General features: G+C 41.5%; 20 protein-coding genes. 9 read left to right on the forward strand and 11 right to left on the reverse strand.

All coding sequences use genetic code 11. The features are described from left to right. The 3 genes from PS3_RS05340 to PS3_RS05350 all read right to left on the reverse strand — a co-directional run. Positions 1 to 274, reverse strand: a 274-nt coding sequence (locus tag PS3_RS05340; RefSeq protein ID WP_040468267.1) for a putative quinol monooxygenase, incomplete at its 3' end; no start/stop codon positions are given. A gap of 9 nt (positions 275 to 283) precedes the next feature. Next, the gene (locus PS3_RS05345) at positions 284 to 634 is read right to left on the reverse strand and encodes an MmcQ/YjbR family DNA-binding protein (RefSeq protein WP_040468268.1); all 351 of its coding nucleotides are present in this window, start codon (positions 632 to 634) and stop codon (positions 284 to 286) included. Next, positions 634 to 1,110, reverse strand: a complete 477-nt coding sequence (locus tag PS3_RS05350) for a pyridoxamine 5'-phosphate oxidase family protein (RefSeq protein WP_040468270.1) — start codon at positions 1,108 to 1,110, stop codon at positions 634 to 636. Before PS3_RS05350 ends, PS3_RS05345 begins: the two co-directional genes overlap by 1 nt. A 101-nt stretch (positions 1,111 to 1,211) precedes the next feature. Here PS3_RS05350 and PS3_RS05355 point away from each other — a divergent pair, with 101 nt between their 5' ends. Then, positions 1,212 to 1,610, forward strand: coding sequence for a TetR/AcrR family transcriptional regulator (locus tag PS3_RS05355; RefSeq protein WP_040468271.1), 399 nt, complete (start codon positions 1,212 to 1,214; stop codon positions 1,608 to 1,610). After that, entirely contained in the window at positions 1,585 to 1,938 is a 354-nt protein-coding gene (locus tag PS3_RS05360) for a hypothetical protein (RefSeq protein ID WP_040468272.1), read from the forward strand. Before PS3_RS05355 ends, PS3_RS05360 begins: the two co-directional genes overlap by 26 nt. Positions 1,939 to 1,992: 54 nt before the next feature. Here the strand turns inward: PS3_RS05360 and PS3_RS05365 are convergent, their stop codons facing one another. The 4 genes from PS3_RS05365 to PS3_RS05380 all read right to left on the reverse strand — a co-directional run bounded on the left by PS3_RS05365 (position 1,993) and on the right by PS3_RS05380 (position 5,214). Then, a complete protein-coding gene (locus PS3_RS05365; protein WP_007122286.1) occupies positions 1,993 to 2,508 on the reverse strand; it encodes a DapH/DapD/GlmU-related protein in 516 nt (171 codons plus the stop codon). 25 nt (positions 2,509 to 2,533) lie between these two features. Further along, positions 2,534 to 3,376 carry an alpha/beta fold hydrolase gene (locus tag PS3_RS05370; protein ID WP_040468274.1) on the reverse strand — a complete coding sequence of 281 codons (843 nt, stop codon included), beginning with the start codon at positions 3,374 to 3,376 and terminating at the stop codon, positions 2,534 to 2,536. Positions 3,377 to 3,486: 110 nt separating this feature from the next. Next, positions 3,487 to 4,248, reverse strand: coding sequence for an alpha/beta hydrolase family protein (locus tag PS3_RS05375; RefSeq protein ID WP_050950853.1), 762 nt, complete (start codon positions 4,246 to 4,248; stop codon positions 3,487 to 3,489). Positions 4,249 to 4,266: 18 nt separating this feature from the next. Next, positions 4,267 to 5,214, reverse strand: a complete 948-nt coding sequence (locus PS3_RS05380; protein ID WP_050950854.1) for an alpha/beta hydrolase — start codon at positions 5,212 to 5,214, stop codon at positions 4,267 to 4,269. Between the two features lie 138 nt (positions 5,215 to 5,352). Between PS3_RS05380 and PS3_RS05385 the strand changes: the two genes are divergently transcribed. After that, the gene (locus tag PS3_RS05385; RefSeq protein ID WP_040468277.1) at positions 5,353 to 5,988 is read left to right on the forward strand and encodes a TetR family transcriptional regulator; all 636 of its coding nucleotides are present in this window, start codon (positions 5,353 to 5,355) and stop codon (positions 5,986 to 5,988) included. 43 nt (positions 5,989 to 6,031) lie between these two features. Here the strand turns inward: PS3_RS05385 and PS3_RS05390 are convergent, their stop codons facing one another. From PS3_RS05390 to PS3_RS05405, 4 genes are all read right to left on the reverse strand, one after another. Beyond that, positions 6,032 to 6,502: a GNAT family N-acetyltransferase gene (locus PS3_RS05390; RefSeq protein WP_040468278.1), complete on the reverse strand. Its 471-nt coding sequence runs from the start codon at positions 6,500 to 6,502 to the stop codon at positions 6,032 to 6,034. After that, a complete protein-coding gene (locus PS3_RS05395; RefSeq protein ID WP_040468279.1) occupies positions 6,483 to 6,950 on the reverse strand; it encodes a MarR family winged helix-turn-helix transcriptional regulator in 468 nt (155 codons plus the stop codon). Before PS3_RS05395 ends, PS3_RS05390 begins: the two co-directional genes overlap by 20 nt. Before the next feature lie 128 nt (positions 6,951 to 7,078). Further along, positions 7,079 to 9,847: an efflux RND transporter permease subunit gene (locus PS3_RS05400; protein WP_040468281.1), complete on the reverse strand. Its 2,769-nt coding sequence runs from the start codon at positions 9,845 to 9,847 to the stop codon at positions 7,079 to 7,081. A gap of 118 nt (positions 9,848 to 9,965) precedes the next feature. Continuing rightward, positions 9,966 to 10,520 (reverse strand): TetR/AcrR family transcriptional regulator, encoded by a 555-nt coding sequence (locus PS3_RS05405; RefSeq protein ID WP_040468283.1) that lies wholly within the window; start codon positions 10,518 to 10,520, stop codon positions 9,966 to 9,968. A gap of 223 nt (positions 10,521 to 10,743) precedes the next feature. On the opposite strand from PS3_RS05405, the gene PS3_RS05410 reads away from it, so the two are divergent. The 6 genes from PS3_RS05410 (at position 10,744) to PS3_RS05435 (ending at position 15,382) form a co-directional block, all read left to right on the forward strand. Next, positions 10,744 to 11,475, forward strand: coding sequence for a deoxynucleoside kinase (locus tag PS3_RS05410; RefSeq protein ID WP_007122288.1), 732 nt, complete (start codon positions 10,744 to 10,746; stop codon positions 11,473 to 11,475). Between the two features lies 1 nt (position 11,476). Then, a complete protein-coding gene (locus PS3_RS05415) occupies positions 11,477 to 11,983 on the forward strand; it encodes a nucleoside 2-deoxyribosyltransferase (protein ID WP_007122289.1) in 507 nt (168 codons plus the stop codon). Positions 11,984 to 11,992: 9 nt separating this feature from the next. Further along, entirely contained in the window at positions 11,993 to 12,649 is a 657-nt protein-coding gene (locus PS3_RS05420) for an HD domain-containing protein (protein ID WP_007122290.1), read from the forward strand. Between the two features lie 45 nt (positions 12,650 to 12,694). Further along, positions 12,695 to 13,309, forward strand: a complete 615-nt coding sequence (locus PS3_RS05425; RefSeq protein WP_007122291.1) for a sugar O-acetyltransferase — start codon at positions 12,695 to 12,697, stop codon at positions 13,307 to 13,309. A gap of 210 nt (positions 13,310 to 13,519) precedes the next feature. Continuing rightward, positions 13,520 to 14,938: an amino acid permease gene (locus PS3_RS05430; RefSeq protein ID WP_007122292.1), complete on the forward strand. Its 1,419-nt coding sequence runs from the start codon at positions 13,520 to 13,522 to the stop codon at positions 14,936 to 14,938. Positions 14,939 to 14,950: 12 nt separating this feature from the next. Continuing rightward, positions 14,951 to 15,382, forward strand: a complete 432-nt coding sequence (locus PS3_RS05435; RefSeq protein WP_007122293.1) for a universal stress protein — start codon at positions 14,951 to 14,953, stop codon at positions 15,380 to 15,382. The last annotated feature ends 14 nt before the right edge of the window (positions 15,383 to 15,396 follow it).

Below are 15,396 nucleotides of genomic sequence, written 5' to 3' on the forward strand. Positions count from 1 at the left end.
GTTCTACCCGCATATGCAAATCAAATTGTTCCCGTAATTGTGCTAATTCTTGCATCATTGGCGAAGCATGGTGACGATCTAAGGCCGCTTGGTCAGTCCATTGGTCGATTAACATCACGGTTTCTGGATCATCCATTGGAATGAAGTAGTCATATTTTTCATTCCCTGCTTCCTGACGAATCCGTTGGGCGATTCCTTGTGCTTCCATAGCTTGAGCAAATTTTTGGGCCGCCCCATTTTGGCCTGTATAGTATAGATTAACTGTTAAACTCATTTCATCCTCCTATTCAGTTAGTTGATAACTTTGGTCCAGTAAACTTTCAATTTGTTGATCTGAGACCTGATCGATTAAAATCGAAAGCCAATACTGTTTATTCATGTGATAGGCTGGTAGAAAACCAGCCGCTTTTTGTAAAATGGCCACTTGTTCCGGATCCAATTTCACATTTAATACTGCGTATTCTGCTTGATCAGCTAATCCCAGCTTATCCCCCGTCACATCCATCAACAGACCATACCATTTTCGATTGCGCTGATGCCGCAAAACTTTGTAGTCAGGATATTTTTTGAAGACCGCCTCCGGCTGAGTATTATATTTTTCTGCTACTAATTTTAAAATTGCTGCTTTATCCATTAACCTTCTCCAAAATCAAAGCGCTTTTGAAATATTGGTTGTTGCCGCAGATCATAGACCGAACCATTCAAAGGGGTGATCGCAAAGGGTCGCAACAATTCCCGGCGTTCGCTCTGATTGGCCGAGATTTGCTCCATTTCGGGATGAAGCGCAAAAATTTGATCTAAATAATCCCGGTTAACTTCTTTCACCAGACCATTCAAAGTAAAACCGACACTCTCTAAGGTCTCTTCTCCTCGTAAAGCAGTGACGGAAAGGCGCGGATGGCCTTTCAAGCGCTGGTAAAAAGCTTTTTGATAGGTTGTCGCAAAAATCAATTGTTGATCAATGCATAATTCTAGATCAGCTACATTGGTAAAGGGATCCCCGTAGACATCTACTGTCCCAAAAACTACCGATTGAAAATTAGTGACAATCATCTGCAAGAATTCATCGGCCGTGAGCTGATCATTTAACATTGGTACTGCCGGTCGCATAATGCACCTCCTTATATTTATATTCTACCATTATTTTATTTTTGACTAGTCATTCAATTTTATTATTGACCAAGCATTCAAAAATAATTTATAATAAGGTCATGGGAAGAAATAAAAAATTTGATCAAGTTAAAGTCATCTCAACCATTAGCCAAACCTTCATCCAGTATGGCTATGAAGGGACCTCACTGGATGACTTAGTAAAAGCAACTGGACTCTTACGTGGCAGCTTATACGCCAGCTTTGGCAGCAAACGTGGAATGTTTCTAGCTGCTTTAGAACAGGCCACCAGCGATGATCCGACCAGCGATACAACGATTGACTTAGTCATCATCGCTCTAATGGACTTGACTAGCCACGATCAAAAAATCAATCAAATAGTAACGGACTGGAGTCAACAATATTCGTCGTCCACTTTAGTTAATCTGTTAGGCCAAGCCATTTTAAAACATGGTCAACTGGAAGGAGCTCATCATGGAAAACCGCGTAACCATCAATAATCAACAATTAATTATTGAACCCCAAGGACTTGATAAAGTCTGGGCCGTCAAACGTCAACTTAGTATCCCGCTTGACCACATTAGTGGTGCCACGATTGATGAAGGGATCTTCGGCCAACTTGTGCAAGGCTTTCGAAATCCTGGAACTGCCATTCCTGGCATCTATTATGCTGGCACCTTTTATTTAGGTGGTGATAAAACCTTCTTTAATATTAAGCGCACTAGTAAACCAGTGGTAATTCAACTCCATGATGAAGATTACGATCGTATTGTGATCGGAGTTGAAAATCCGCGCCAACTAGTTGATCAAATCAATAATTCAATCTAAAAATACACAAGGCTGGAAAGAAACTTCAAATTCGTTGCTTTCCAGCCTTATTGCTTATACATATTTAATCACTTTTGCTGGCAATCCAGCAACCACTGCATTATCCGGAACATCATGGCTCACCACCGCCCCGGCAGCCACAATCGCATTCGTCCCCACCGTGACCCCCGGTAAAATCGTTGCTCCGGCTCCAATCCAACAGTTGTCTTTTAGATGAACTGCATGTAATTCTAAATCCCCTGCTTGACGTATCTGGGGATCTAAAAAAGGATGATTAACAGTTAATATCCTCGCTTGAGGCGCCACTAAAACCTGATCACCAAAATAGATCCCGCCTAAATCAACTAAAGTTACGCCAACGTTAATGAAGTCATGTTTACCGAAATGGATATTAACGCCGGAATCTACAAACAATGGTAGTCGAATCGTATTCGTTTCATCAATCGGCGATTGGATAATTGCACTTAGATTTTGCCGAATTTCCGCATCTGACAAGGAACTGTTATTTAACTTTTGGATTGCACGGATATTGGCTTGAATTCGACTTTCTTGTTCGGCTGATAACCTCATATTTCCACGTTTCCTTTTCTTCTATTCATCCAAAAAATTTAATAATTTCAGTCGCAATTTGGGAACAACAATTCTCTAAAGCAAAATGCCCACTAGCTACTGGAATAATCCTTGCGGCTGGGAGATCCTTTTTGAAGGCTTCGGCCCCCGCCCAAATAAAAGATGGATCTTCTTTTCCCCAAATCGCCAGTAGTTTTGGTTGATATTGGCGTAAGTAAGCTTGGAATTGTGGATACAAACGAACATTACTTTGATAATCTAAGATTAAATCAGATTGTTTCTCAGCATAGTCGTCAATCGTGGCCGCATAGTATAGATCCAGCGAATAACCATCCGGCGAGACGCTTCCGGCAGGAGTTCCATAAGTATATTGACCAATCACCGTCTCCTTAGCAAAGGCACTTTGGTATTGGCGCCGTAATTCTGGAGTAGGGTGTTGCCAATACTCAGCTCGTTGGGTCCACTTCGGCCCTAACCCCTCTTCGTAAACATTCCCATTTTGACTGATAATACCAGCTATTCTTTCTGGGTGCCAGCTTGCCAGTCGAAAACCGATGGGCGCGCCATAATCAAAGACATACATCAAGAACTGGTTAATCTTCAACTGGTCTAAGAAATGGTCCATCACCTGGGCTAAATGGTCAAATGTATAATTAAAATGGTCCCGATCCGGGCTTTGACTCTGCCCAAAGCCTGGATAATCGGGAGCAATCAGATGAAAGTGGTCTGCCAAGGCGGGCATTAAGTCGCGGAACATATGACTAGCAGAGGGAAAACCATGCAGTAAAAGCAGGGTTGGCTTTGCTGGATCCCCTGCTTCGCGATAAAAAATCTTGATACCTTCAACATCAATCGTTTGATATTTCATGTCAACGCCTCCAGTAATGTGATAACTAAATTATAATAACTTTAGCGCTGGTGACTCAAGAATTATCATCAAAAAACTGGGTAGCTCCCAAGAGTTACCCAGTTTTCTCATTACAATAAAACAAAATCTTTCATATCGGCAAATAAACGCTCCTCATTCCCGTAGTTACACATATGTCTCGTATTTTTAAGGATTGTTAATTCCATCTTTGGGAAACTCTCTTGTGCATAATAAGCATAGCGTAGCGGTACCATTTCATCTTGATCACCTTGGTAATATAAAACCGGTTTCTCAAAACTTACCATTGCCTTTTGTAAGTCGTATTCGTGAGCATCCGTATAGTATTTGCGACTAATGGTCATATTACCAAACTTCATTTTTTCTGGCATCCGCCCTTGTAAATACACTTCTTCAAAATCTTGGATAACTAATGCGGGACAATATAGAATCATCCCTTGAATGTCTGCTTGCCGGCGAGCACCAACAATGATTGAAACAAAACCGCCTTGACTACCACCCGAGAGAAAAATTCGTTGTGGATCAACAAAAGCTTGCCCCTTTAATTCATCTAGCACTGCTTCGAGATCATCTGCTTCCGTTAAAACCGACATTTCAGTGGATTTACCTTGGCTCCGTGACCAGGGACTCCCCCCACAAAAATCAAATTCATAAACGGCAATCCCGGCTTGTGCTAACCGATCAGCCTCGATAAAGGAGCTGTTATAGCCGTAACCATGCGAGAAAATGACTAAGGGAAAGGGACCATCTCCTTGGGGCAAATGTACTTTCCCATAAATTTTTTGTCCCCGGTTATTTTGACACCAAATGGTTCGGGTCTGATTCCGGCGCTGATTATTTCCGAAAAGTTTCATTCACTAGCCCCCTATTTATTAATCTGACAAGTGACGCTTAATAAATTCGTCAATTTTAGCAAACGGAATTTTGTCGACTTGATCATATAAATCAGTATGAATTGCGTTTGGAACTGTATAGAACTCTTTATTGTCACCCGTTAATTGTTCAAATAATGCCTTACCGGCTGGATAGGTGACAGCATTTTCACCATGAACCATTAAAACCGCATTTTCAATTTCACCAATGTAATCAAACATTGAAAAATGGACAAATCCACGGGTCGCAATTGGTGAAACGGCAATCCCGGAATTAATTGAACGAGGATGGTAACCACGTTCTGGGTTCCGATAGTAGTGATAAAAGTCCTTTAATGGTTGTGGCGTTTCATCATTAATTTCTTCGGGGACTGATAGCATCGTGGCTGCTTTCACGCCTTTAGCTACCGCGGTCCGTTGTGCCGCAATGTATTGCAAGGTTTGTGAACGGTTTTGCCCCGCTTCTGCATTTAGGTTAGCAGTCGTAGAGGCAACCGTTACCTTGATTCTTGGGTCGGCATAAGCCGCAGAAAGCGCCATTCCACCCCAGCCACAAATTCCAATAATCGCTAATTTATCTTCATCGACATCGGATCGACTAACCAAATAATCAATGGCGGCTGAATAATCTTCAGTATTGATTTCTGGTGAGGTCGTATTTCTTGGGCTCCCGCTACTCTCACCAGTAAAAGATGGATCAAAAGCTAAGGTCAGGTAGCCTTTTCCTGCCATCGTCTGTGCATATAAGCCAGAACTCTGCTCCTTAACCGCTCCATATGGACCAGCGACTGCAATCGCAGGTAATTTACCCTCAAGGTCTTTTGGTTTGTATAAGTCAGCGGCTAAAGTGAAGCCATAACTGTTATCAAAAGTTACCTTGGTATGATCAACTAGTGAACTCTGAGCGAAAGTCTTATCCCATTCTTGTGTTAAATTTAATTTTTGCATTAGTAATTCCTCCAAAAAATTTTTAATCGACATCATGTCGGCTATGTACACACTATAGTTAATAGTCGACATGATGTCAAGTATTATTTGACAAAATGTCGACTATTTTCTAAAATCAATAAAAAAAGGAGTTAAATTATGGCTTTTCAACGCGCACGGACTAACAATCAAATCCAAAAACGGCAAAATGACATTTTAAATGCTTGTAGTAAAGTTTTCGATAATCATGGTTATGACGAGATTACCCTTAAAATGATTTCAGATGAAACTGCTATTTCGCGGACCACAATGTATACCTATTACAAAACGAAAGAAGATATTTTTTTAGATTTAATTGAGCGAGAATATTTGACTTGGTATGACACCTTACTCAATCAGTTTCATGATCAGATGGATCGGGTCACTTTTTGTAAAATTTTGGCGACCACCCTCTTATCCCAAAAGCAATTTCTTCGTTTATTATCCATCCAAAATACGATTATTGAGCAAAATAGTGACCCCGCGCATCTAGTTGATTTTAAAAAACGGACTGCCGTTATTTTTGATGCTTTTGAACAGGGATTAACCACCACCTTCCCTCAATCTAACAAGAGTGACCGGGATTGCTTTATTGTTCACTTCTTAATTTATAGCCTGGGCTTTTATCCCTATATGCACCCCAATCAAAAACAAATCCAAAGCTTGCAACAAGCCGATGTCCAAGTCCCCGAGATTAATGATGAACAGCTCCTTTATGATGGAATTTTCCGGCTTACTTCATCACTCGCCAAATAAAAAAGCCAAGAAGGAACTATTATTCCTTCCCAGCTCATCGTTGTTAACTATTATATTCCCAAAGTTCTTCCGTCATCTGATAATCAGCCCAAGAATCGTTTGGTTTTTCATCCGTTCTCTGAAATCCAAACTTCGCATATAGGTGCCTAGCTGCCTTACAAATATCAACTGTCCAGAGTATCACGTGTTGGTACTCTTTTTCTTTACAAAAATCCATGGCTTTCGTCATTAACTGATTCCCTGCTCCCTGACCTTGCAGCGCTTGACCAACGCCAAACATCCGTAGTTGGGCTGCATGCTCATCAGTTTTAGCAATACAAACGGACCCACAAATTTGACCGTTTTCTTCCGCCACATATAAGATATTTCCCTTGGGATCATTAAAATAATCTTCCATCGCATGCAAAAAGTATTGTTCGGTCAATGGTCGAAAGTTAAATTGATCCGCAAATAAATGATAGTAAAAATTAACCACTAGTCCGGCTTCACCTGGTTTAGCTTCTCGAATTTCCATTATGACGCTCCTTTTCTTTGATAGTATTCAATAATTCTTGAACAGTATTTAGCGCCGTCAAAAAACGGGCCCGTTCATTTTTGTTAAGCGGGGCAATCACTTTCCCGATTTCTTCATCCGAGCGCTTAATATATAAATCAACCTGATTAACCCCGTCATCAGTTAGATACAAACAATAAGAGCGACCATCTGTTTTTGATACCACTCTTTTGAGATGGCCTTGTTTGATCATTTTTTTGATCATTCGACTAAGGAAACTTTTATCAACGTTGGCGGTTTTCGCAATTTCAGCTGCCGTACAGCCTGCATGTTCATGAATCTCGAACAGCACTCGCATTTCCGGAATCGAATAATCAGAACCCAAATAATGATTACCTAACAAATTCATGGCGGAAAGATACATTCGATTGAATGCTCGAATACTATGAATTGTTTCATTATCATTCATTTATTCGCCCTCCTATTTTAGTTGATTTAATCAACTATTTTAGTTTAATTGAAATAGTTGACATTGTCAACTATAAAACGACCTTGTAGATCGTCCTAATGATCTCCAAGGTCGTTATTGGTTAATATTTACTTTGTATCTTGATCCTTTTTTCGATCCCGCGTTAACTGAATAATTGCTGGCATGAAGGTTAAGGCCGCAATTAAGGAATAGGCGGTATCCATCACCGTACTTACCCCGAGAGCATTTAATCCAGGGAAGTTCACAAACATTAAGGAAACGAAGCCAACAATTAACGTAAGCCCGGAAACGGTAATGGCTGATCCAACTGATTGAACCGACCGCAACATCGCTCTTCGGGTATCGGTATTCTGGATTTCTTCTTGATACCGTTCCAAAAGCAGGATCGTAAATTCAATCCCGATCCCTAAGACCAATGAGCTTAAAACAATCGTTATTGGGTTATACTGGCCCCCGCGCAACCAAATGGTTAACGGGGAAGCTCCCAAGACCACCACAATAGGCAATAATGGTGATAAAGCCACTTTAATACTACGATAAACAATCAAAAGCGTAACAAAAATAATTACTAATCCGGCAGCAATAATCAAATAATGATTAGCGGTCATATTTTGCACCCCAACTAATTGCATCATGGTAGAACCCGCCGGCGAAATGGTCAACTGGCCCTGCTTACCCGCAATCTGATGATTGATTTGTTTCATCAATTTATTTTCTTGGTTAGATGATAAATTACGCTTAACCTTAAATTGAATAGCAGCATAATGATGATTTTTGCTAATGGTGGTATCCGTCAGAGTGGTTGGTAAATTAGCGATTTGAGTGTTGATTTGGCTTTGTGAACCCGCATAATTACCATCGATTTCCTTATAAACGGTTGCGATACTTTGCACACTCTCTACATTCTTATATTTACGATTAACTTGATTACCGAGTTGCTCAATCTTCTCTAGATTATCCTTTTGCCGGACATCATCCGCCTTAACGAGGTAAGTCAAATAAGTGGTCGAACCGGCATGCCGTTGAATTCCTTTGGTTTGAACCAGCGATGACATATTGGATGGAATTAGTTTAATCAAACTCGTTTCGGTTGGGATTTTCGTTTCGGCCCAAAAACCAGTGGCCGCGATCAAAACTCCCAAAATCAAGACAATCACCGCATGGTTCATCACAAAATTAGCATACCGGGCTAAGATTCCCCCAACACGACTAGGCTTTGGTAGTTTAGCATCTTTAGCTTTGAAATGCCGATCGCGGAGGGGATTAATAGTGTACATCATGACGAATTCCACAAGATAAACACTAATGACCCCGAAGGCTAGGGTAACCCCAAATTGTTGCATAATCGGAGCTTTGGAGATAATCATCGTCAAGAAACTCAGGGTCATCATGATTAAGGCCACACCCACCGCAGGCCCAATTTTAGGAATGGCAGCATAGGTGGCTGCTTGATAATCATGACTCTTCTTAAATTCCTCTTCGTATCGATTATGGAACTGGACCCCAAAGTCGGTCCCTAGCCCAATCACAATTGGCGAGACCGCCATAGTCGCAATCGTAATCGGAATACCAAGCCAGCCCATAATCCCAAAAGTCCAAATCAAACCAATGAGCACGAAAGCTAATGATAATAATCGACGACGGACCTTAAAGATAATTGCTAAGACCACAATCATCAACACCACGGCGAAAATTAGTAATTCACCCATAGTATGCCAAACGACATTATTAACTTCCCCGAGGATTAATGGCTGCCCACCAAAGCGCACCCGATAAGTCTTTCCAAAATGAGTCTGTTGCAAAGCTTGATGCAGGTCGGTCCGTAATTGGACATCCGTGACCATGTTCATCGAAGCGCTGGTCGTATTAACCAGCACTAGCATATTCCGGCCATTTTGAGGTAACAATTGTTGGAATTGGCTCCGTACCTTCCCGTTTTGATCCAACAAAATATCCCGCAAGAGACTCGTTGACATATCTTGAACCTTAGGCAACATCTTCACCGCCGCGCTCATCATGGCTGACTTTTGTTGATCATTTAAGATCGACAAAGTATAGGTTTGCATTTGTTGCTTTTGTTGATCCGTCAACAAGGTCAAGGTATAGGCTTGGACCGCTTGTTTTTGTTGGTCAGTTAATTGGGCTAAGGTGGCTGCTTGTACTTGAGCTTGCTGTTCACTGGTTAAACTAGTTTGTAACAAACTACTGGTATCTTGACCACTAGCGGCGGCTTGTGCTAATTGTGCCTGTTGCTGAGTGGTTAATAGTCCCATGGCCGTTTGCTGAATGGTTGTCGTTTGCTCAGTTGTCAAGAGACTATTAGTATAAGTCGTCACCTGACTTTGCTGATCCGTGGTTAATAATGAAGATACGTACGTGCTAACTTGACTAGTTTGATCACTAGTTAAGGAGGCTTGTACCTGGCTTACTAGTTGATTTTGCTGACTAGTCGTTAAATTAGCCTGGACATCTTTTTCTAGTTTTGTCACTTCTTGATCGGACATCGATCCCATTAGCGAAGCAAAATCAGTTTTGGCTAATAATTGATTTAAGGAGTTAACAATCGTGGTCGTTGACTTTACGTTATCAACTTTTTCGGCTTTTTCACTAAATTTAGCCACCTTTTGCATCGTTTGGTGGGAAATAATATCTGACTGTCTCCCACTGAGCATCAAATAGGCGGCATCCCCTCCAAAGTATTTTTGGTAGGTTTGCGTATGCTTATAAATAGCTGAATGACTATTAACAAAGACCTCGTTTCCCATCTTAATAGTTAAACGGGTCATCCCCCAACCAAAGGCCACCGTTAAAATCGCGATAACGGTCAAGTACCATTTGGCATGTTTTAAAATATGATGTGCAATTCGATTAAACATCTATTCATCTCCCTAGCTAAGTTCTCTCATAAGTGTTTATTTTAGGGAGCTATAAAATCGAATCCAAGCAACGAAAAGACACTACTGTTCTAAAATCATACAATAGTGTCTTTTTGTGTTATTTCACTAAACGATCCGTTAGTTCTGAGATAAAATCAATAATTTCCTTTTGCCGAAAATGATCATCGGGGTTAGGGTTATTGATGATAATTGATGATAAGCCACCTGCAACAAACTTGATCCATAAATCACGGTCATCCACCGATTGAAACAACCGAATAAAGGGATCGTCTTGATGGTCATGGTTAATCTCAAAATAGGCCTGTAAGGAATTTTCCACTAACTTAACAAATTCAACATAAAAATTCATTTTGTGTTGGTTTGAAGGATTTAGGTTATTAATAATTTTGACATTCTTGTCAACAAACTTGGTAACTTGGGCAATTAGCGATCCCTGATCAAGCATAATTAAATCCCGCTCGCCCAAATACTGAATGAGCGCTTCCGTTAATTCATATTTATCAAGAAAATAACGATAAAAAGTACTGCGGGTAATTAAGGCCTCTTGGCAAATTTCATTAATTGTAATTACCTCAAATTTTTGTTCCGACAATAAGCGCTCCATCGCCATAATAATATCCCGCCGAGTTCGCGCTTGCTTTTGCGTTGCCATTGCTCCATCCTCCATTCCATCGCCTTTATTATACTCACCCATAACAGCTATGTCAGAAATTTTCTTTTTGACTCTTTACCAAAACTAGATCTAGTATGCACAATTAAGACCAAAACACAAGATCTTGTGTTTTTGGATAATTCATTTTAAGATAGATGAGTTGAAAAATTCGCATTAAGATCCAATTAGGGATGCCTTATATAGAAAGAAGTTGAATATTATCTTGATTACATTAAGTGGAATTATTGGCTCTGGTAAAACCAGTTTAACTACTCTTTTAGCCGATCGACTCGGTACGAAACCGTTTTTTGAACCCGTGGATGACAATCCGGTCCTCCCCTTATTTTATAAAGGCAACGAAATTGCGGCGGAAAAGCGAGCAGCTGGGGACCAGAATGCTACCAACCCTTACGCATACTTACTCCAGACTTTCTTTTTAAATCGGCGGTTTGCTATGATTAAACAAGCCATGCAAAACGACAACAATATCTTAGATCGTTCCATTTATGAAGACGAAATCTTCATGCGCATGAATACCGATATGGGGAACGCCACCAAAGTCGAATACGACATCTATAAATCATTGCTCAATAATATGTTAGAGGAACTCCCCTACGCGGCTCACAAAAAAGCGCCCGACCTAATGATCATGATCGACGTTTCATACGAGACCATGGTTAAACGGATCAAAAAGCGGGGCCGTGAATATGAGCAGATTGAAAATGATGCTTCCCTGGTTGATTATTACCAAACTCTATTATCATATTATGACCGTTGGAAAGATGAGTACGATGCTTCGCCTTTGTTAATCATTGATGGAGATCAGTATGACTTTATGAATAATACCGCTGACCAACAGACGGTGCTTCAGTCCATTTACGACGAATTATTCAATCTGGGTTCAATTCAGCTTTCACAATATCAACAGCTATCAAACCAGCTCAAGGAGGGCTAAGATGAAGAACACACAAGCTCAACCGATTACCAAAGTTTATTTGGCCACTAGTTTTTTTAACGACCAACAAAAAGCGCGAGTTACCAAGGCACTCGAGGTCTTAGAAACGAACGCAACGGTCGGGGTCGTCCACCAACCATTTGATTTTCAGTATAAAGATGCCCTCATCGACCATGACCCAGCGGGAGTTTTTGGAACCTTAGAATGGCAAGTGGCAACCTACAATAACGACGTCAATGCCGTGGGTAATAGTGATGTTTGTGTTGCGCTTTATGATATGGATCAAGAAGACGTTGGGATTGCTTTTGAATTTGGGATGTTTGTCGCCTTACATAAACCGATTATCCTGCTCCCCTTTTCCCAGAAACCGGCGGAAGATTATGAGGTTAACCTTATGCTCGCACGTGGCGTCAGCACCTGGCTACAACCGAATGATTTTGACCAGCTTGCGGATTTCAATTTTAATCATCCGATGGCCCAGCCAAACGTCCCTTATCCAGTCATTTAAGGGGAGCCTATGCTTAATAATCACCAATTAGATGCCATTAAGGCCTACGCAAAAGCAGCGCTGAATGACGATCAAACTGGCCACGCCATGGATCATGTCATGCGGGTTGTTAATCTAGCAACCCGGTTAGCCGAGGCTGAACAAGTAGATGCAACGATTCCGGTGATGGCCGCTTATCTTCATGATACGATCGATCCCAAATTAGTTGCTGATCAGGACCAAGCGGTAACCAAATTACGGACCTTTTTGCAAACGAACCAAATCAATCCTTCCGACATCGACGCTGTCATGGACATCATTACGCAAATGTCCTTTGCCAAAACCCTAAATGGGGAGCGGCCGAGCTTATCAATAGCTGGTCAGATCGTTCAAGATGCCGATTGGTTAGATGCGATTGGCGCAATTGGCATTGTCCGCGCCATTTATTATGGCGCCCGGCACCAAGAAAAGATTTATGATTCTTCGATCCCACCCCGCGAGCATCTTGATGAGCAGAGTTACCGAAATCTAGCTGATGAGACCATCATTAATCACTTCTATGAAAAACTGCTCAAAATCAAAGATATGTTGAATACGCCGGCGGCTCGCCAAATTGCCACCGATCGCCAAATAGTGATGCTTAATTTTTTAGATGACTTTAAGGATGAATGGGATGGTCTTCAATAATTAGCTTGGGATTTGCTATAATCAAAGCAAAAAGGAAGTGCCATTATGGATACGAATCGTCAAAAAATGTTGAACGGCCGACCTTATGATCCTAGTAGCCCTGATTTAGCAAAGCATCGCCAACAAACCCACGAATTATGTTTAGAATATAATCAAACTCCGGAAAGTGATGTTCAAAAGCGCACGGAGATTATCACGACTTTAGTCCCCCATCAAGGAGCAGGTGCTTATTTCCAAGGACCCATTCAATTTGATTACGGCGATAACATTACCGTCGGTCAAAACTTTTACGCTAATTTCAACTTAACTATTCTCGATGTTTGTCCGGTTAAAATTGGCGATAATGTCATGCTTGGACCCAACGTAACAATTGCCACTCCCTTACATCCGCTCACCTTTCAACAACGTAATGTTCGTTTACAAGCCGATGGTCGTGAAACTAATTATGAATATGGACAACCCATTACCATTGGTGATAATTGTTGGTTAGCCGCGAATGTAACGGTTTGTCCGGGGGTGACTATTGGTGAAGGCTGTGTTATCGGGGCAGGTTCAGTAGTAACCAAGGATCTTCCGGATAATTGTTTAGCAGTCGGATCGCCAGCGCGAGTTATTCGTCAAATTACCGCTGATGATCGTTTAACGGATTTTCCTTATTAATATGTCAAACCTCTAACCACTGCTCATGGCAGTGGTTATTTTTATTCGCTTTCATTTTTAGCGTTACCTAATAAAATTAATTGGCTCAGTTACAAAACTTTTTAATTCACGTAATTACATTTAAGATCTTTACGGATTTCCTTTCGCCAACTACAATTCTAATTAATTTCTAATTTAGTTTTAATTTTTTACGAAAGGAAGTCAATGGATATGGGATCTTCAATCTTCCGCAAAAAGGATGTTAATAGCTTACTACATCAGCGTTCGCCTCTGAAGCGAACTTTACGAACGATGGATCTAACTTTTTTAGGAATCGGGGCCATCATCGGTACCGGGATTTTTGTTTTAACGGGTAAAGGGGCCCTCACAGCTGGTCCCGCCCTGTCAGTTTCTTTTTTAATCGCCGGGATTTGTTGTGGATTTGCGGCGCTTTGTTATGCTGAATTCGCCTCGCTCGCTCCGATTTCGGGATCAGCTTATACCTATTCTTACATTGCCTTTGGTGAAATTATTGCCTTTATTATCGGTTGGGATCTCATCCTAGAGTATTCTCTTGCCACGGCAACGGTTTCGGCGGGGTGGTCGGGTTACCTGGTCAGTCTTCTCGATGATTTTGGTATTCACCTCCCCACGATCCTCACGGCAGCGGCAGGTACAACCCCGGGAGTAACCACTTATTTTAATTTACCCGCCTTCTTAATTGTCTTGATCATCACTTGGATTATCTCGATTGGAATTACCCAAACTAAAGAAGTCAACAATGTGATGGTTGTTATCAAAATTGGCGTTGTTCTCCTCTTCATCATTTGCACAGTTTGGTTCGTTAAAGCCGCTAACTGGCACCCCTTCAACCCATACGGTTGGTATTCCTACCACGGCGGAACCGCTACGGGAATTATCCCGGCCGCATCCATTGTCTTTTTCTCCTTTATTGGGTTTGACGCTGTTTCTTCCAGCGCCGAAGAAACCATTAACCCTAGCAAGACGCTTCCCCGAGGGATTATCTTGTCTCTTGTAATCTCGCTCATCTTATACGTCATTATGACCTTAATTATGACGGGAATCGTCAAATATACCGGCTTTGCCAATTACCTAAACGCCCCAATTATGGCAGTTTTGCATAAAACGGGCCAACTATGGTTATCAATCATCGTTAGTCTAGGCGCCATTGTAGGGATGACGACGGTCATGCTAGTCTGTTTATACGGTCAATCCCGGATTTCATATTCAATGTCGCGAGACGGTCTCTTTCCAAAATTCTTTAGCGACATTCATCCCAAATATCAAACGCCCGCCAAGGGCACTTGGTTCTTCGGAATCGTAACGGCCCTAGCTGGTGGCTTAATCAACTTAAACATCTTGTCGGAATTAGTTAATATTGGGACCTTAACGGCCTTTATCTTAGTTTCGGCCGGGATTTTATACATGCGCCGGAAACAACCTGATTTAAAACGTGGTTTCCGGGCTCCAGGAGTACCTTTTACACCTCTCCTATCCATTGGTTTTTGCTTAGTCTTAATTGCGGGTCTAAACTGGGAAACCTGGGTGAGATTCCTCGTCTGGCTGGCCATCGGTCTTACTCTTTACTTCGCATACGGTCGTAAGCATTCTAAAATTAATGCCGATTAGGAGGTTGCAATCATGACATATCAGCGAATATTAGTCGGGATTGATGGATCCGATAATTCGACTCGGGCTTATGATACAGGGGTAGCACTGGCCAAAGCGCTCAATGCGACTCTTTATCTCACCCGTGTTGTCAATCGGGATCGTGGAATGGACGTTACCTTTAATGTCAATGACGATTTTTATCAAGATCTATATGTTAAAGCCGTCCAAGAACTTGTGCCCTTAATTGAACAAGCCCATGATCAGGGGGTTCAGGACGTACAGGCCGTCCCACGGCTCGGTGATATTCGAACCCTGCTAGCAAGCGAGTTACCAAATGAATTTAATATCGATCTCATCATTTTAGGAAATACGGGGATTAACCGGGTCAAGGCCATGCTAATTGGTTCTCATACCGGTTATGTCGTTCGTCACTCGAAATGTGATGTCCTGATTGTTAAATAAAACTAGCGGCTGGG

Source organism: Limosilactobacillus gastricus PS3, assembly GCF_000247775.1.
GTDB lineage: Bacteria > Bacillota > Bacilli > Lactobacillales > Lactobacillaceae > Limosilactobacillus > Limosilactobacillus gastricus_A.